General features: G+C 55.2%; 18 protein-coding genes and 1 pseudogene. 11 read left to right on the forward strand and 8 right to left on the reverse strand.

What is annotated here, in order from left to right; translation table 11 throughout:
* Positions 1–104 precede the first annotated feature (104 nt).
* From Q0816_RS25320 to Q0816_RS25330, 3 genes are all read left to right on the forward strand, one after another.
* The gene (locus tag Q0816_RS25320; protein WP_298855937.1) at positions 105–1,082 is read left to right on the forward strand and encodes a CoA ester lyase; all 978 of its coding nucleotides are present in this window, start codon (positions 105–107) and stop codon (positions 1,080–1,082) included.
* Positions 1,083–1,089: 7 nt separating this feature from the next.
* Positions 1,090–2,373 carry a DUF4147 domain-containing protein gene (locus Q0816_RS25325; RefSeq protein WP_298855939.1) on the forward strand — a complete coding sequence of 428 codons (1,284 nt, stop codon included), beginning with the start codon at positions 1,090–1,092 and terminating at the stop codon, positions 2,371–2,373.
* A gap of 596 nt (positions 2,374–2,969) precedes the next feature.
* Positions 2,970–3,626, forward strand: a complete 657-nt coding sequence (locus tag Q0816_RS25330; RefSeq protein ID WP_298855941.1) for an XRE family transcriptional regulator — start codon at positions 2,970–2,972, stop codon at positions 3,624–3,626.
* A gap of 57 nt (positions 3,627–3,683) precedes the next feature.
* Here Q0816_RS25330 and Q0816_RS26175 read toward each other — a convergent pair whose 3' ends face one another.
* The 5 genes from Q0816_RS26175 to Q0816_RS25355 form a co-directional block, all read right to left on the reverse strand.
* Entirely contained in the window at positions 3,684–3,986 is a 303-nt protein-coding gene (locus tag Q0816_RS26175) for a GNAT family N-acetyltransferase (protein ID WP_367180610.1), read from the reverse strand.
* Positions 3,987–4,107: 121 nt separating this feature from the next.
* Entirely contained in the window at positions 4,108–5,175 is a 1,068-nt protein-coding gene (locus tag Q0816_RS25340; protein WP_298855944.1) for a DUF3445 domain-containing protein, read from the reverse strand.
* 13 nt (positions 5,176–5,188) lie between these two features.
* Positions 5,189–6,151, reverse strand: a complete 963-nt coding sequence (locus Q0816_RS25345) for a PDR/VanB family oxidoreductase (protein WP_298855946.1) — start codon at positions 6,149–6,151, stop codon at positions 5,189–5,191.
* Positions 6,148–6,744, reverse strand: coding sequence for a dimethylamine monooxygenase subunit DmmA family protein (locus tag Q0816_RS25350; RefSeq protein WP_298855948.1), 597 nt, complete (start codon positions 6,742–6,744; stop codon positions 6,148–6,150). Before Q0816_RS25350 ends, Q0816_RS25345 begins: the two co-directional genes overlap by 4 nt.
* Positions 6,745–6,799: 55 nt before the next feature.
* On the reverse strand, positions 6,800–7,945 hold the full coding sequence (locus Q0816_RS25355; RefSeq protein ID WP_298855951.1) for an aminomethyltransferase family protein: 1,146 nt from the start codon (positions 7,943–7,945) through the stop codon (positions 6,800–6,802).
* A 342-nt stretch (positions 7,946–8,287) separates the two neighbouring features.
* Here Q0816_RS25355 and Q0816_RS25360 point away from each other — a divergent pair, with 342 nt between their 5' ends.
* The 7 genes from Q0816_RS25360 to Q0816_RS25390 all read left to right on the forward strand — a co-directional run bounded on the left by Q0816_RS25360 (position 8,288) and on the right by Q0816_RS25390 (position 15,181).
* Entirely contained in the window at positions 8,288–9,661 is a 1,374-nt protein-coding gene (locus Q0816_RS25360; RefSeq protein WP_298855953.1) for an ammonium transporter, read from the forward strand.
* Between the two features lie 11 nt (positions 9,662–9,672).
* Positions 9,673–9,888 carry a hypothetical protein gene (locus Q0816_RS25365; protein WP_010437786.1) on the forward strand — a complete coding sequence of 72 codons (216 nt, stop codon included), beginning with the start codon at positions 9,673–9,675 and terminating at the stop codon, positions 9,886–9,888.
* A 146-nt stretch (positions 9,889–10,034) separates the two neighbouring features.
* A complete protein-coding gene (locus tag Q0816_RS25370) occupies positions 10,035–10,964 on the forward strand; it encodes a glutamine amidotransferase family protein (RefSeq protein ID WP_298855961.1) in 930 nt (309 codons plus the stop codon).
* A 1-nt stretch (position 10,965) separates the two neighbouring features.
* Positions 10,966–11,649 carry a protein GlxC gene (locus tag Q0816_RS25375; protein WP_298855963.1) on the forward strand — a complete coding sequence of 228 codons (684 nt, stop codon included), beginning with the start codon at positions 10,966–10,968 and terminating at the stop codon, positions 11,647–11,649.
* Between the two features lie 20 nt (positions 11,650–11,669).
* Positions 11,670–12,998 carry an FMN-binding glutamate synthase family protein gene (locus Q0816_RS25380; protein ID WP_112297217.1) on the forward strand — a complete coding sequence of 443 codons (1,329 nt, stop codon included), beginning with the start codon at positions 11,670–11,672 and terminating at the stop codon, positions 12,996–12,998.
* Between the two features lie 79 nt (positions 12,999–13,077).
* Positions 13,078–14,406, forward strand: a complete 1,329-nt coding sequence (gene glnT / locus Q0816_RS25385) for a type III glutamate--ammonia ligase (protein ID WP_298855965.1) — start codon at positions 13,078–13,080, stop codon at positions 14,404–14,406.
* 154 nt (positions 14,407–14,560) lie between these two features.
* Positions 14,561–15,181: a type 1 glutamine amidotransferase gene (locus tag Q0816_RS25390; RefSeq protein WP_298855967.1), complete on the forward strand. Its 621-nt coding sequence runs from the start codon at positions 14,561–14,563 to the stop codon at positions 15,179–15,181.
* A gap of 34 nt (positions 15,182–15,215) precedes the next feature.
* Here Q0816_RS25390 and Q0816_RS25395 read toward each other — a convergent pair whose 3' ends face one another.
* Complete coding sequence (locus Q0816_RS25395) at positions 15,216–15,626, reverse strand: group II truncated hemoglobin (protein ID WP_298855969.1); 411 nt, start codon at positions 15,624–15,626, stop codon at positions 15,216–15,218.
* 141 nt (positions 15,627–15,767) lie between these two features.
* Between Q0816_RS25395 and Q0816_RS25400 the strand changes: the two genes are divergently transcribed.
* Positions 15,768–16,610, forward strand: coding sequence for a DMT family transporter (locus tag Q0816_RS25400; protein WP_298855971.1), 843 nt, complete (start codon positions 15,768–15,770; stop codon positions 16,608–16,610).
* On the opposite strand, the gene Q0816_RS25405 is transcribed toward Q0816_RS25400, so the two are convergent.
* Both Q0816_RS25405 and Q0816_RS25410 read right to left on the reverse strand, forming a co-directional pair.
* Positions 16,595–17,077, reverse strand: a complete 483-nt coding sequence (locus tag Q0816_RS25405; RefSeq protein WP_298855973.1) for a hypothetical protein — start codon at positions 17,075–17,077, stop codon at positions 16,595–16,597. The two genes, Q0816_RS25400 and Q0816_RS25405, sit on opposite strands and share 16 nt — an antisense overlap.
* A pseudogene (locus Q0816_RS25410) lies at positions 17,074–17,211 on the reverse strand (bifunctional methylenetetrahydrofolate dehydrogenase/methenyltetrahydrofolate cyclohydrolase); the annotation flags it as partial. The gene Q0816_RS25405 and the pseudogene Q0816_RS25410, both read right to left, overlap by 4 nt.

Genomic DNA, 17,211 nt, shown 5'->3' on the forward strand with positions numbered 1-17,211 from the left:
GAAGACGGCAATGGCGCCGTCGAAGCCAAGGTCAAAGCCGAGGTCGCAGAGCTCTGCGCCCGTTTCCCGATCTATCCGAATTTGTAAGTCGAAGGACCCATGACATGAGCTTTCATAACATCGACCAAGCCCCCGCACGCCTGAACCGCAGCGAATTGGCCGTTCCCGGCAGCCAGCCCGGCATGTTCGAAAAGGCCGCCAAATCAGATGTGGACGTCATCTTCCTCGATCTGGAAGACGCCGTCGCACCGGACGAAAAGGAACAGGCGCGCAAGAACATCATTCAGGCGCTGAACGACATCGATTGGGGTAACAAGACCATGTCGGTGCGGATCAATGGTCTGGACACCCATTATATGTATCGCGACGTGGTGGATGTGGTCGAACAGGCCGGTGAACGGCTGGACCTGATCATGATCCCCAAAGTGGGAACTGCTGCGGATGTTTATGCGGTTGATATGCTGGTGACGCAGATTGAGGACGCCAAGGGCTACAAGAACCGGATTGGGTTCGAACATATCATCGAAACCGCCCTTGGCATGCAGAATGTCAGTGAGATCGCGTCCGCATCCAAACGCAACGAGAGCCTGCATTTTGGTGTTGCCGATTATGCGGCTTCGACCCGGGCGCGCACCACAATCATCGGCGGTGTAAACCCGGATTACTCGGTGCTGACTGACCCGGACGCCGAGGCTGGCCGCATGACCCATTGGGGCGACATGTGGCATTATGCGCTGGCCCGCATGGTGGTTGCGGCCCGAGCCAACGGCCTGCGCCCCATCGACGGACCGTTCGGCGATTTCCAAGACCCCGATGGGTACAAGGCCGCCGCCAAGCGCGCCGCCGTTCTGGGATGTGAAGGCAAATGGGCCATACACCCTAGCCAGATCGCACTGGCCAATGAGGTCATGTCGCCGTCCAACGCCGAAATAGACAAGGCGCAGCGTATTCTTGTCGCCATGGCCGAAGCCGAAGCATCCGGCAAAGGTGCTGTATCGCTGGATGGCCGTCTGATCGACTATGCATCGATCCGGCAGGCCGAAGTACTGGTTGAAAAGGCAGGTCAGATCGCAGCAGCTTGATCGCATCATGACTGTGCAATCGTCCATATCGCTGCGCGACAGCGCCGCCGCCATTTTTGCCGAGGCCGTCGCTGCGGCAGATCCAGCGAAGTCCCTGCGCCAACGGTTGCGATCAGACCCAATGCCATCACCAGAACAGGGCGGGCGCAGCATCCTGATCGCAATTGGGAAGGCTGCCCCTGCCATGATGGAGGAGGTATTGCAGCATGTTCAAGGCGATCACGTCGCCCTGATCGTAACCCATAGCGACAACCGGAAGGAAGTCCCCGGCGCGACTGTATTGACCAGTGGGCACCCCATCCCGGATGAACGCGGTTTGAAAGCCGGGCGACAGATCATCGCGTTGCTTAGCGCAGCACGTAAGCAGGATCAGATCATTGCACTGATCTCTGGCGGAGGATCGGCCTTGGTCCCCGCGCCTGTTGATGGTTTGACCCTTTCGGACAAAATCGCGGTCAATAAGGTTTTACTGTCTTCCGGGCTGGACATCGTTCGGATGAACCTTGTGCGTCAGCACCTGAGCCAACTCAAAGGCGGCGGGTTTTTGCGGCACGGCTCCCCTGCCCCGATCACGGCGTATATCCTGTCGGATGTCATCGGTGATGACCTTCGGGCCGTAGCCAGCGGACCAACTGCTTTACCAATCGGCAGCCACGCGGACGCCCGCAGGACCTGCATCGAGATCGGTATTTGGCACCGGTTGCCAAAAGCCGCCCGTGCCCACCTAGAGAAGAGTATTCCTGAACGTTCTATAGCAGTTGAGGCGACAAATAGCCTGATTGGATCGAACACGATTAGTCTTGAAGCCGCGTTTCGCTGTGCGACGCAGATCTGCAGGGCCGAAATTGTGTCCGACGCGTTGAATGGAGACGTGTCCGATGCAGCCGAACAGATTTTTCGGGCAGCCATGTCTGCCACATTTAACCGACCAACCGCCTTGCTGTTTGGTGGTGAAACGACTGTACGCCTGACAGGAACAGGTTGCGGCGGGCGCAATCAGGAATTGGCGCTGCGCGTCGCCCAATTGGCGCATGAGCGCACGATATCCGGCAACTGGGTTTTTCTTAGCGGCGGTACGGATGGCCGCGACGGCCCAACCCCGGCAGCTGGCGCGATAGTGGATGCAGGGACGCTCGCCCGAATCCGCGCGTCTGGACATGACCCTGCCTCAATGTTGGCAAGCAACGATAGTCATAAGGCTTTGACGCTGTCGGGTGATCTTCTGATGACCGGAGCAACCGGAACCAATGTTGCCGACATTCAGGTATTGTTGCTTGGATCTAACGCGTGAAAGCGGGCGAAAAAAGCGGCAGATCTTTAGATCCGTTATAAGCGATCTCTGGGTTTTAAAGTGATCAATGGTGCAGATGCGTCGTGACGTATACTTCGGGTCAACAAAGAAATCCTGATGTTCGAATTTCAAGCTGAGCAAGTGGCGGCGTTTCAAGCGCCAAAGGCTGCGAGTTGGTGAATTCGGATTGTTGATGCGGTGCGATTAACTGCCGGAGCGCAGTCAGGCTTCCGAATGCCCAAGCAGGTAGCGCAAACCGCTGTAGCCTGCCTGTAGACCGATATCCATGTTTGGCTCGTTCCCGCTTTTGGATTATGAAATGGCTGCGTTCAGTGAGAACATTCAGACTTATGGAAGACCACTAATCCGGATTCAGTGTAATCTCGTTTGCTATCCGCAACGGTTTTATGACCGAGGTTAGACATGCTATCGGAAAGCCGTAAAACCATTGGAATTTGATTTTTAGAATTTTTCTGTCAGCATCATTATTTTACTAACAGGAAAAATTGATGCTATGGTAGTTTGAATTGGATTGGGTAATGCAGCTGGTCTTCTTGCGGAACCCGTTTGGACAAGTGTAGCAAGACATTGAAAGAATGAAATTGAAAAATAACGACAAAGAAATGGCGACAAATCTGACACAGGACCCGCATTCTATTCGCTCGGGTGACAGAGAAAAAGTTCTTGAAGTTGCTATTGGTCGCGAAGTTCGTGCCTTTCGCAAACAGCAAAATACTACGGTCGCGGAATTGGCTCAGCTGACTGGATTGTCGATTGGTATGTTGTCCAAGATCGAAAACGGGAACACATCGCCTTCCCTGACGACTCTGCAGTCGCTTGCTGATGCGCTTTCGGTTCCTCTGACAAGCTTTTTCAGACAGTTTGAAGAACGTCGCGAGGCGGTTCATACCAAAGCCGGTGAAGGCGTGGAATTGGAGCGCGAAGGAACACGGGCCAACCATCAATATAATCTGTTGGGACATATTGGTGCCAACGGGTCAGGCGTAATCGTAGAACCCTACCTGATCACTCTGACCGTTGAATCCGACGTGTTCCCAACATTTCAACATGGCGGAATAGAGACGATCTACATGCTTGAGGGTGAGGTAGATTACCGACACGGTGACAAGATTTATCCCCTGAAACCGGGTGACACTTTGTTCTTTGACGCCGACGCGCCGCATGGACCTGAACGGTTAGTCTACCTGCCAGCACGCTACATTTCAGTGATCAGTTATCCGCAGACAAACTGATCGGCTTGTGTAACAAGAAATCCGTGGGTCTGTCATAGCCGACGTGACTGCCAGTACTTACGATTGTAAACCCAAGCCTTGAAAACACGCGGTGGTTTCCAGTTCCAACGCCGATAAGCCAAGGTCTGCTGCTCGGATTGCAGAGTGCTCTACTAAAGTGCGGCAGATACCCTGCCCCCGCATTCCTTCCTTCACCGCCAGCTTTCCAAGGTACAAGCTGTCGGCTTTGGACGCCAAAAACATGCACGCGAAAAGCGGTTGACCTATGGCCCAGATTTCACCACCACCCCTACAATGCTCCTGCATCTCTTCCACGGTTAGATTGTGGATAGACGAAGGAGGGTCAATCCGGGCACCCATATACCGAAATGACGCGCGAAGCAGTGCAAGGGCGTCATACAATGCGAAGTCATCGGGCTAAATGAGCCAAGGTGTTTTGCCTGCATCAGTCATATGAGCCAAAACACGTCAAGATGATAGCTTACTTTGACAAAGGCGGTTCTGTTTCTAGATCCGGCCACACACCGGGAGAGGTCGGCAATCCATCGTCAAACTGACTAAGGTAGTCCAACATCATTGGGCGGTTGTCGATGAACCCCTTGTAGGTGGCGAGCTCAACCGGAAGGTCGCGAACAACGCGGTGCAAGCGACGACCCCATTTCGGCACCGTCATCAGATCTTGAAAACTACAAAGATAACAACGGATTGGAAATACTAGTGCGTTTGATCGCGGCAATCGGAAGAATGTTTGCAACTCGACCCGAAGATGTTGTTTGTGAGCTATGTTTTCGGGCGTCAGCGTTGTCTTCTGGATACCCCATTTGTGATAGTTTTCCGGGCTAGTATCCAAAAGCGGGTTCACTGTCATGGTCCAGTTAAGGCGGCGCGCCGGAGCCCCCTGTTGAATGTTCAGCAGAAACTTCAGTGCGCGCTTGAAAATACCCATTTCATGGGCTTTTGGAACTGGCGCATGCCATTCGAAAAAGTTCATGCCAATATCAAAGTCCAGACTCCAATCGGCCTGGGTCGTGACCATACCGGCGTCCATCCACAGCATCTCGTCCCGCTGGTCCAGCACCGCGAAATCGCCTTGCGCCTGACGAGTAATGTACTCCATCGGCCCGTAAGGCAGCGTGGTTTCATCCATGAAGGTAAAGCTGTGATCTATTCCCAACGGCTTGTTAATCCATCGCCACTTATTGCCAATGCGATGCAGCTCGAACAGGTCCGGATAGTCTTCGGATTTGCTGACCATGATCAGTTCCAACAAATCCCAGCCCGCCAAGGTCATGTGCGGCAAAGACTGACAACGCAGCGGGTCTTGATCTAGAACAATCGCACGGTCTTTCATCTCGGACACGTAGTGTTCGTCTACGTCGAACCGCATCTCGTAGACCGAACCCTTGGGTCCGCCTCGATGCTGCTCCATGTTGACTGAATACATGTAGCTGTCTTCGTGGAACGGAAACGGAAAGCGTTTGATCGCCCATTCCGAGTTGTGGAACGTATAGTCGTCGCGGAAGGACTCGTCGTTGAATTGAATGGTCATGTCGGGCCTCCTCTCAGCGGTCCAGCACGAGGGATTTGCCCTCGAAACGCGATACGCAGGGCATGATCTTCTTGCCTGCTGCCTTTTCTTCGTCAGTCAGCCAGTGATCGCGATGAACAAAATTGCCGTCGTGATCCAACACAACGGTTTCGCATTGGCCACAGGCCCCGCCACGGCACAGATACGGGGCGTCGACACCTTCGCGTTCGATAGCCTCCAGAAGGCTTTCGTTTTCACCCACATGAATGACCTTGTCGGAAGACGCCAGACGCACTTCGAACGGTTTGCCAGGCCGAGGCGCCAGGAATTCTTCGTAGTGAATACAATCATCGGGCCACCCCTCGGCGGCGGCGGTATTGCAGACCCAGTCGATCATGCCTTTGGGCCCACAGACATAGACATGCGTGCCCAGAGGCTGCCCGCTCAGCAGGTTTTTCAGATCAATCGCTTGGCTCTGGTCGTCATAGTAGAGGTGCGTCTCGTTCGGGTGCCTATCCGTCAGATCGTCGGCATATGATGCAAACTCATGGTTGCGACAGGCATAGTGCAATTCCCAATGACCGTGCAGGACATCCAGCTGTTTGATCTGGCCCAGAAACGGGGTGATCCCAATACCACCGGCCAGAAACAGGTGTTTGCGGGCCCGCAAATCAAGCGAGAATAGGTTGACCGGGTAGCTGATGGTCATCTCGTCGCCCAGCTTGACCTGACTGTGCATGAACAACGACCCTCCCCTGCCCTGATCGTCGCGCCGAACCGAGATCGTATAGGACGATTGATCGAACGGATCGGACATCAGGGAATAAGGGTTGAGCCGCGTGATGCCGCCATCCTGCATTTCGACCACGGTATGTGCACCGCCCGAAAAGGTTGGCAACTGTCTGCCGTCAACGCGTTCAAACCGGAAACGCGTCACCAATTCGTTCAGCGGGTTAATTTCGGTCACTTTGACCTGAATTTTCTCTGCACCACTCATTCGTAGATCCCCTTCGGCACGGGCACGTTGCCATGGTCCTCGGCGTCAACTCGGACGCCTTGATAGGCGGCAAGGCGGCGGGAATAGTGGTCGCGTACAAACAGGTTGAGACCACAGTGCGCGCAAACAAACGGATCGACCTCGACATCTTCGGTGACACCTTTGCAATGTACACATTGCATCCGGCGTGCAACAGAACCGCGATGTTCTGTTTGAATCGCAGTATGCGGCAGGCCGACGGCCATAACTTCGTTCATGGCCTGACCCATCATGCCTTCGGTGCCGGTCAGATAGACTTGTAGCCCCATATGCGCGTCCTCGAGAACGCGGCGAATACGAGGCAGCGCGGCCGCATAGGACGGACCTTCGTAGAATTGCGCGGGATTTAGCGCCTGCAGCTTGTCCGAAAAATCTGTGCCTTTCGGGATGTAGATCAGATGGGCTTTAGCCATCAGATCGGGTGTCGCTATGTCAATTACTGCTTCGGCCCCTTCGGCCTCGGCGATCATAAGATGATGTTCACCTGAGCGAACCTCTAGCGTGCCCCAGACCGGGCGGCTTGCGATTGACTTGGGAAATTCGAACTTTGACATTGTGCCCTCAAAAAAGAAAAGAGCGCCACGAATTTATCGTCGCGCCCCCTGAGTATCAGCCCTTTGCGGTTCGGATGGCCTTGTCCCTGTCGTAGAACGGCATCTCTTCAGCTGTAGCCGCAATCTCGGTTCCGTCGCCATTGCGGACCGTCAGCCTTGTACCCGACGACGCGCAGTCAACTGGCATCCGCGCGATACCAACATTGTGGTTGTTGATTTCAGAGTACATGCCAAAGGTAACCACACCGACCTTTTCGCCGTTTTGCAGAAGGTCCGCACCCTCATCTGCCGGAGTGGTACCGTCCAGTTTGACACCGTAGATTTTGAACCGCTCTTTACCTTGCGAGGCGTAGTGGTTCTCGGCACCGATAAAGCCGGTTTTGCCCGGTGAGACCGTAAATTCCAGGCCCAGTTCCCAAAGCGTATCGCCGCATGTTTCATCGTCGAACGGATAGGTTTCCGAATTGTCGCCTGGATAAAACAGAAGGTAGCTTTCGGTGCGCAGCAAATCGAGTGTCGAGAACTGGACCGGAACAATGCCCATGTCCTTGCCTTCGGCCAGGATGTTGTCCCACAGGTGCACCGCATGCTTGGCCTGACAGAAAATCTCATACCCACGCTCACCGGTGTAGCCTGTGCGTGAAATCATCACCGGGCACCCATAGAGCTTTGTTTGCATGATGCCAAAATAGGCCAGATCACGAATTCCGGGAATGTGTTTGGCCAGGAAATCCACCGCAACCGGTCCTTGCAAAGACATGTCGTGCATGTCGTCGTCAAAGATGACCGAACAGTTTTTGCCTGCCGCCACTGATGTTAGCTGTTCCATCCCCGTTCCCGTGCCATGCACGACAAGCCACGTGTTCACCGACAGGCGATAGATGATGCAATCGTCAACAAACTTGCCCTCGGGATTCAGGATCGACGCATAAGTCGACCTGCCCGGCATGATCTTTTCCACATTCCTCGTGGTAACGCGGTCAATGACATAAGCTGCATCTTCTCCGACCACGTGAACCTTTTTCAGACCCGACACATCCATCAGACCCGCCTTGGTGCGGATGGCTTCGTAGTCCGCTTTGGCGCGTTCCGGGCTATGGTCATAGAACCATGCGGTTCCCATACCGTTCCAGTCCTCAAGCTCGCCGCCGATCTCGGCATGGCGCTGCGCAAGGGAGGATGTCCTCCAAAGAATGGCCATTGTTCAGCTCTCCCGTTGATTGCTTTTTTGTTTACCATATTGAGGCCGATGTCAGATTGAAAATCAACACCCATGTGCAGATTTTTTTCCTGTTGGGAATATTGGACTGCAATTTGTGCACCCTAAAGGATATTATCGAAAATAGCATAAGTGTTTATTTATCAATGCGATGAGCTAAAAAATGGCGGCTCAGAATGTGCATCAACCCAATGCCTAAAAGATGTTTGCCCCACATATCTATTGACAGGTCGCCAATGAAATTGTCCCCTGAGTAGATAAATATTCCCAGCAGGAAATTCTTCGCTGAAAGACCTCCTGCTGCAACAACAGGGAGACTACGAAGTGGATGGTAATCTAAATGCACTAACGACGGTCTTTACCGAGTTCTACTACTGGGTAACGGTCGTTTTCATGTTCCTGATCCATGTGGGCTTTTGCATGTACGAGGTCGGTGCCAGCCGTGCTCGCAACCATATGCACACATTGATGAAAAACATCATGATCATCCCGCTGGTAACGGTCACGTTCTTCTTCTTTGGGTGGTGGATTTACTGGGCCTTTCCGAACTTTCCGTTCTGGGGAGGACTGGATGCCGAGGCGGGCGCTGCCAATCTGCCCTGGGCCGATACGATGGCCACCAATTTGGGTGACAGAATCACCGGTGTCTTCTGGGCCGCGTTCTTGCTGTTCTCGTGGACGGCCGCCTCAATCGTTTCAGGTTCTGTAATCGAGCGGATCAGATCTTCTGCCCTGTGGGTCCATGCTGTGATGATTGGTTCTGTCTGGTGGATCATAGACGCAGCATGGGGCTGGCACTATGGCGGCTGGATGGTGCGCCTTCTTGGATACCATGACGCCTATGCTTCGGGCGTTATCCACGCGATTGCAGGTGGTTACGCGCTTGGCGTGATCATGGTTCTGGGTCCGCGCCTGGGTAAATTCTCCAAGGACGGAACGCCGCGGGATATTCCACCGCACAACCCCTGGCTGCTGACGATCGGGATATTCCTTATCTACACCGGTTTCTGGGGCTTCTACGCCGCATGTAACGTTCCAGCAATCTCGCCTGAGGCAATCGACGGTCAGATTACCGGCGTTACGTGGACCGCAACCAACATCTATCTGGCCCCCACCACGCTTTCCGCGATTACCTTCAACTTCCTGATGTCATTGTCCGGCGGTTTGATGGCAGCGTATGTGGTTTCCAAAGGCGACGCCTTCTGGACATTCTCGGGCGGTTTGGCCGGAATTATCACTGCCTCGGCAGGTAACGATTTATATCACCCGATCCAGGCAATGATCATTGCCGCTGTCGGTGTCGTAATCGTTTACAATCTGCACTATTGGGTTGAGCGTCGGTTTAAGCTGGATGATGCCGTTGGGGCTGTCGCCGTGCATGGCTACGCAGGGGTCGTTGGCTTGGTGATTTCGGGCTTTGTCCTCTGGGGTGTGCCTTCTTCCCCATATGAAGGCTACGCGACGATTAACCCGGTCGGTCAGATCACTGGTGCTGTCATCATGTTCTTTGTTCTTGGTTTCTTGCCAGGTTGGATTCTGGCGAAAATTCAATCGGCCGCTGGTGTTCTGCGCATCCCGGAAGAAGTTGAACTTATGGGTCTCGATTACGCTGAACACCATGCCTACGAAGACGCCAAAGCCGCAATTATTGCAGCCGACAAAGAAGAACTGGCTGCCCGTGGCGTAGCAGCGAAATAAGGGAGAAAAATATGTCTACGAATGGATATACAAGTTGGGCCGTGGATCTGGCTGAAGTCGGACCAATTTATCCCTTCCAAGGTTACGAAGTTCTGATGGTCATCGTGGGCGTCGTATTCTGGATCGGCTGGCATCGCATCCAATTTGTCCGGGAAGGCGAGCACCTTGAGAAAGCCCGTCACACCGGCGACGAAGAGAAAGTGAAAGCACAGCTGGAACGATACTGATCCGGCTTTGAAAGCTGGCAATGGGCATAAATTTAAATTCTTGCCCATTGCCTCTTAGGAAAAATTATTTCCTATCATTATTGATGTCCGTTTGAATTGTTGGTACCGTAGAATCATAACGAAACACACAAGGAGATCTGCCAGCCATGTGCGGAATTGTTGGATTATTCCTCAAAGACCAGTCTCTTGCGCCCCAACTGGGCAATATGCTGACAGACATGCTGATCACAATGACGGATCGTGGCCCCGACAGTGCGGGGATTGCGATTTATGGCGAGGAATCAGGTGGTGCGACCAAGGTGACGCTGCAGTCGCCCAATCCCAAGGAGGACTTTGCCGGGCTGGCCGAAGAGCTAGGACAGCACTTGGGAGCGGTGGTAAGCCAGACTGATAATGACACGCACACTGTGCTGGACGTTCCGGCCGGGCACTTTGAAGCGGCACGGGCCACGTTGGCAGAGATCCGGCCTTCGGTCCAGATCATGAGCCGGGGCGAGATGTTGGAGATCTACAAGGAAGTTGGCCTACCCAAAGACGTGGCCGCGCGCTTTGACATCAGCAGCATGAGCGGCACGCATGGCATTGGTCATACCCGCATGGCAACGGAATCTGCGGTCACGACGATGGGTGCACACCCGTTCAACACCGGGCCCGATCAGTGTCTGGTTCACAACGGCTCGCTGTCAAACCACAACTCGCTGCGTCGCAAACTGCGTCGCGAAGGAGTGGTGATCCAAACCGAGAACGATACCGAGGTCGGAGCCGCCTATCTGACCTGGAAAATGATGAACGGTGCCAGCCTGGGTGAGGCGCTGGAAAGCAGCCTTGAGGATCTGGATGGCTTCTTCACCTTTGTCGTCGGCACCAAGGATGGGTTCGGCGTGGTCCGCGACCCAATTGCCTGCAAACCGGCGGTGATGGCCGAGACCGATCAATACGTGGCCTTTGGCAGCGAATATCGGGCGCTTGTGAACCTACCCGGCATTGAAGACGCCCGCGTCTGGGAGCCGGAGCCGGCAACGGTTTACTTCTGGTCCCACAACGACAGCCCGACAACGACGGAAAAGGCCGCCTGACATGCAGACCTATGATCTTGAAGCAAACGGCCTGCGCGGGCTGAACGCAACGCTGCAATCGCAATCCACCGAGACGAACCAAACCAGTTGGGAGGTTGTGAACCCCAAGGGTAGCCACGCGATTGCCGTCGGGCTGGACGCGCCTATCGAGGTGACGGTCAAAGGTTCCACCGGCTACTACTGCGCCGGCATGAACCAGCAGGCGACGATCAAGGTTGAGGGCTCGGTCGGACCCGGCGTGGCCGAGAACATGATGTCCGGTCAGGTGATCGTCGATGGCGATGCCAGCCAGTATGCCGGGGCCACGGGTAAGGGCGGATTACTTGTGATCAAGGGCAATGCCAGCTCACGTTGCGGAATTTCGATGAAAGGCATCGACATCGTGGTGCATGGCGATATCGGCCATATGTCGGCCTTTATGGCACAGGCCGGTAACCTTGTGGTCTGTGGTGATGCAGGCGACGCGCTTGGGGACTCGCTGTATGAGGCGCGACTGTTCGTGCGCGGCTCGGTCAAAAGCCTCGGCGCTGATTGCGTCGAGAAAGAGATGCGCCCCGAACACCTGGAGATTCTGAAAGACCTGCTGGATCGCGCTGGCGCGGATTCCAGTCCGGAAGAGTTCAAACGCTACGGCTCAGCTCGCCAACTGTACAACTTCGACGTCGATAACGCCGCCACTTACTGAGGATAAAGGGTATGAAAGATATGGACGATCAGATTCCCCGCACCCTGCCGATCCAGTCGGCGACATTCACCAACCCGATCAATGCGGAAATTCGCCGCGCCGCAGCCACGGGCATCTATGACATCCGCGGTGGCGGTGCCAAGCGCAAGGTGCCGCATTTTGACGACCTGCTGTTTCTGGGCGCGTCGGTGTCACGATATCCGTTGGAAGGCTATCGCGAACGCTGCGACACCTCGGTGACACTGGGCACGCGCTTTGCCAAGAAGCCGATCGAGTTGGACATTCCGATAACCATTGCGGGCATGAGCTTTGGCGCTCTCTCTGGTCCGGCGAAAGAAGCTCTGGGCCGGGGCGCGTCGGCAGCTGGCACGTCGACCACCACCGGTGACGGAGGCATGACACCCGAGGAACGCGGTCACTCCAGCAAGCTGGTCTATCAGTATCTGCCCTCGCGCTATGGCATGAACCCAAACGACCTGCGCAAGGCCGACGCGATCGAGATCGTGGTCGGTCAGGGCGCCAAACCCGGTGGCGGCGGTATGTTGCTGGGACAGAAGATTAGCGACCGTGTGGCCGAAATGCGCACCTTGCCCAAGGGTATCGACCAGCGCTCGGCCTGTCGCCATCCTGACTGGACCGGCCCCGATGATCTGGAAATCAAGATCCTCGAATTGCGTGAGATTACAGACTGGCAAGTGCCGATCTATGTCAAGGTTGGCGCGACCCGCCCCTATTATGATACGGCACTGGCGGTAAAGGCCGGTGCCGATGTGGTGGTGATGGACGGGATGCAGGGCGGTACGGCCGCGACGCAGGACGTCTTTATCGAACATGTGGGCCTGCCGACGCTATCGTGCATTCGCCCTGCCGTACAGGCGCTGCAGGATCTGGGTGTGCATCGTGAGGTTCAGCTGGTGATCTCGGGCGGAATCCGCACCGGAGCCGATGTTGCTAAAGCTCTGGCGCTTGGCGCGGATGCGGTGGCTATTGGCACCGCCGCACTGGTGGCGCTTGGCGACAACGATCCGAAATGGGAAGCTGAATATCAGAAGCTGGGCACTACTACCGGAGCCTATGACGACTGGCACGAAGGTCAGGACCCGGCAGGTATCACTACGCAGGATCCCGATCTTGCCGCCCGTCTGAACCCGGTCGAGGCCGGACGCCGTCTACGCAATTATCTCAAGGTGATGACGCTTGAGGCGCAGACCATCGCGCGGGCCTGTGGTCACAACCACTTGCACAATCTCGAACCCGAAGACCTGTGCGCCCTGACCATGGAGGCTGCCGCAATGGCACGGGTGCCATTGGCCGGTACCAGCTGGTACCCGGGCAAAGAGGGGTTCTGAAAAATAATTGCGCGGCTCTCTGACAAGGGCCGCGTTTTGCATTTGAACAACGAAAAACAACAGGGAAAGGAAAGCCATCGTGACGATAGATCTCGCAGCTTTCGCAAAAGAAAAAGGCGTCAAATACTTCATGATCTCTTTCACCGACCTGTTCGGTGGGCAACGGGCTAAGCTGGTGCCCGCACAGGCGATAGCCGACATGCAGGAAGATGGCGCAGGTTTTGCCGGGTTTGCTACCTGGCTGGACATGACCCCGGCACATCCCGATATGCTGGCAGTACCGGACCCTTCGTCGGTGATCCAGCTGCCCTGGAAGCCCGAAGTCGCTTGGGTTGCTGGCAACTGCGTGATGGAAGGTAAGGACGTTGCCCAGGCACCACGCAATGTGCTGCGACGCCTGATCAATGAAGCCGCCGAAATGGGCATGCATGTCAAGACCGGCATCGAGGCCGAGTTCTTCCTGTTGACCCCTGATGGCGAGCAGATCAGCGACCCGTTCGATACCGCCGAAAAGCCCTGCTATGATCAGCAGGCGGTGATGCGCCGCTATGACGTGGTGCGCGAGATCTGCGACTACATGCTGGAATTGGGCTGGGGACCCTATCAGAACGACCACGAAGACGCCAACGGCCAGTTCGAAATGAACTGGGAGTTCGACGATGTCCTGCGCACCGCGGATAAGCACTCCTTCTTCAAGTTCATGACAAAGTCGGTGGCCGAAAAACACGGCTTCCGCGCCACTTTCATGCCCAAGCCCGTTGAAGGCCTGACTGGTAATGGTTGCCACGCCCATATCTCGGTCTGGGATGCGCCTGGAGCAGAGTCCACAACGAACGTCTTTGCCGGTGAAGGCGAAGGCCCGACCGGCGAGGTTGGGCTGGGTGAACAGGGCAAGTACTTCCTGGGCGGGATCATGAAACATGCAAGTGCACTGGCCGCAATCACCAACCCGACCGTGAACAGCTACAAGCGCATCAACGCGCCGCGCACTATGTCAGGCGCGACCTGGGCTCCCAATACCGTGACCTGGACTGGGAACAACCGAACTCACATGGTCCGTGTTCCAGGCCCGGGTCGTTTCGAGTTGCGTCTGGCCGACGGGGCCACCAACCCCTACCTGCTGCAGGCGGTCATCATCGCCGCGGGCCTGTCCGGCATCCGATCGAAAGCTGATCCGGGACGGCGTTGGGACATTGACATGTATGCCGAAGGACACACCGTCACCGACGCCCCTAAACTGCCGCTGAACATGCTCGACGGGTTGCGTGAATACGATAATGATAATGAGCTGAAAACCATGATGGGTCAGGAATTCTCAAGCGCATTCCTCAAAATGAAACACCAGGAATGGAACTCATTCGTCAGCCATTTCTCACGCTGGGAAAAAGACCACACACTCGACATCTAAACAAATCAGGGGCTGCAGACATTCTGCTGCCCCACCCCTTCGGTCAAACGGAGATCCGCACCTCGTGAACGTTCTGATTTTCCAGCATACGCCGGGCGAAAACCCCGGAGCGTTTCTGGAGCACATTTCGTCATGCGGTGATACAGCCAGAGTTGTGCATCTCTATGATGGCCGACCGATCCCACAGCTCGACGAATTTGATTTGCTTCTTGTTCTGGGCGGTCCAATGGATGTCTGGGAAATCGAAGCACATCCATGGCTTGTGCGTAAAAAACAAGCTATCGGGACCTGGGTTCAAGACCTCAAACGTCGTTACTTTGATATTTGTCTGGGCCACCAACTATTGGTTGACGCGCTGGGTGGGAAATGCGCACGCATGCAAAAGCCCGAGATCGGCGTGCTTTCTGTTAATCTGACTGATAACACGCATGGTGATCCGCTGTTCGAGCTCTTGCCTCATCAATTCCGGGTGCTTCAATGGCATGGGGTTGAAGCTGTTGAACTGCGACCTAACTCATCGGCTCTAGCACAATCTGATGCCTGTGCTGTTCAGGCCTTAAGGGTTTCGGACTGTGCCTGGGGTGTACAATTTCACCCCGAGCTTGTTCAGGGCACGATCAAATCGTGGATGAGCGATCCCGCCAACCATCAACGCGCTGTTGATTGGCTAGGCTCCGCAGATGCAGCGTGGGAAATGGTCTCTGACAGCGACCAAATAGTTGAAGAACAATTTAGGATAACATCCAGCTTCTATAACAGATTGCGACAGGTCTGATCACACGCGATCAACCGGGAACTTCAAGGTTCTCTTAGCTGTCTGCTTCAACCCTCCAATCGGGGACATCGTTAACAAGCATCAACGCCGCGCGGCGAAGTGTCGTCCGCATTTTGTCCACCACTGGACCGTCCATGTCGCAATCTGCCAACGCGGCGTCAAAAGTTTCCAGCCAAAGCTCGGCATCCGCTTCACGTATCGGCACATGCGCGTGGATTTCTCGCAAGTCCATATGACCAAATCGCTCACGATAATATGCACGACCGCCCAAAAAACCGCTCAGAAATTCGAACTGCGCCTGTCTTGTATGAGATAATCCATGACCGCGAAAATGTAGCCTGTGCAGCGAATGCACCGACGGGTCGGTCTCCATGCGGTCGTAGAACCGCTCAACAAGAGTCCGCAGCTTTTCTTCACCACCGAGTTGATCCAAAGCCGATGACATAGGTCTCTTCTCCGAGTTGCCGCCGTCAATAAATGTTGCATATCAGGAAAATAAGTTTATCACCAGTGACATGTTGGCGCGGCTGATCTTGAGAGAAGGATACGAAATTTTCGGGCATTCCCAGTTACGCGAGGCGACCGGATGAGCACCCTTGCTCTGGGTCTGCTGGCAGCATTATGCTGGGGTTTTCACGATCTTGCTGTGAGATATATCAGCCAGTCCGTGAGCGTCGTTGCCGCATTGATGGCTGTGCTGGTTGCCGGGGCGCTGCTACAGTTCGGTCTTGTGGCAATCTGGGCTGGGTTCGCCCCCATATCCGCCAAAGCAGTATCCTACGCAGTTGTAGCAGGTGGCTTTTATTTGCTGGCTGGCCTCAGTATGTATGCTGCATTTCAACGTGGGCCTGTACGTCTCGTCGCTCCGCTTGTCGCCAGCTATCCGGTTTTGTCTGTCACACTTGCGATATGGCGTGGTTCCGAGGTCAGCATCTGGCAATGGCTGGCGATCATTGCCATTGGTGTCGGCGTATCCATTGTATCGACCCGATCGGACGACAGTACGGAATACCCTGCCGCCGGGCCGACGATTGCCTTTTCTATACTCGCAGCGATTGGGTTCGCTGCAACGTTCGCTTTGGGTCAGTATGCAGCCGAACTGGGCAACGAGTTCACTGTTTCACTGATTGGCCGTCTGACCGCTATCCCTGTGCTGGCGGCAATCGCCATTGCATCTCGCAAGTCGCTTTGGCCGTGCACACGAGCCCTGCCCCTGTTGTGCCTGATGGGCGCGCTCGATGCGGTGGCAATTCTGTGCGTCGTGTCTGCCGGTAGGTTGCCTAATGCCCAATACGCGCCCGTTGCAGCCTCGATCTTCGGGTTGTTGACCGTTGTTTTGGCCTGGGCAATTTTGCGAGAGGAAATGGCTTCCTTTCAATGGCTTGGATGCATCATCGCTTTTGTCGGAATTGGCTATCTCGCGATCTGAGCATCTCCCTTATTCAGCGCAACCCTATGGGCCTGATGGGCTGCAATCGCATTGTTCAATACGCAATCAACTTCGCCCGGACGTACGGGTCCGGGATAGTGCCATGCGCCGGGGCGAATGAGGTCTTTATGTCCCTGTAATTCACTTCGCAGGTTGAGTACGTCAATATGCGCAGGCGCGTCAGGTAAAAACAGGACAGCATAGACATCCACCGCCTCGTTTAGTTGTTTGATCTGAGTTCGACATTCGTCTTGCGACAATTCTTTGCCCCAGAATTGCTGATCCAGTGCCATGTCTGTTTGTGCCGCGCGGGCTATCAGAGCGCGGACACGTGCAACATTCGTCGAAGAGTGGCCAATTGATACAATCACCAAACGCATGGCGCGGCCCGCCAATCGCCAATATTGTAGCACTTTGGAACTGGTCGACTTGCCGCCGCCTGAGTGAAGAGCGGCAGCAAATCTCACGCTGTCAGGCCCTCGGGCTCTGGCAAGGCATTTGCGCGGCTGCAGGCTATCAGCGTATTGGCCAGCAAGCAGGCGATGGTCATCGGCCCGACGCCCCCCGGTACCGGCGTGATCGCACCGGCGCGTTCGGCCGC

Origin of the sequence: uncultured Ruegeria sp. (assembly GCF_947497005.1) — a bacterium.
GTDB lineage: Bacteria > Pseudomonadota > Alphaproteobacteria > Rhodobacterales > Rhodobacteraceae > Ruegeria.